Consider the following 447-nt stretch of genomic DNA (forward strand, 5'->3'; position numbering starts at 1 on the left):
AAACTCTGTTGTTAGGGAAGAACAAGTGCTAGTTGAATAAGCTGGCACCTTGACGGTACCTAACCAGAAAGCCACGGCTAACTACGTGCCAGCAGCCGCGGTAATACGTAGGTGGCAAGCGTTATCCGGAATTATTGGGCGTAAAGCGCGCGCAGGTGGTTTCTTAAGTCTGATGTGAAAGCCCACGGCTCAACCGTGGAGGGTCATTGGAAACTGGGAGACTTGAGTGCAGAAGAGGAAAGTGGAATTCCATGTGTAGCGGTGAAATGCGTAGAGATATGGAGGAACACCAGTGGCGAAGGCGACTTTCTGGTCTGTAACTGACACTGAGGCGCGAAAGCGTGGGGAGCAAACAGGATTAGATACCCTGGTAGTCCACGCCGTAAACGATGAGTGCTAAGTGTTAGAGGGTTTCCGCCCTTTAGTGCTGAAGTTAACGCATTAAGC

At 50.8% G+C, this 447-nt stretch carries 1 rRNA gene; it reads left to right on the top strand.

Features of this window, described 5'->3' with window-relative positions:
* Positions 1–447, top strand: a 16S ribosomal RNA gene (locus ASU23_RS30930); the annotation flags it as partial.

The organism is Rhodococcus sp. KB6 (assembly GCF_001445685.1).
GTDB classification, from domain to species: domain Bacteria; phylum Actinomycetota; class Actinomycetes; order Mycobacteriales; family Mycobacteriaceae; genus Rhodococcus_F; species Rhodococcus_F qingshengii.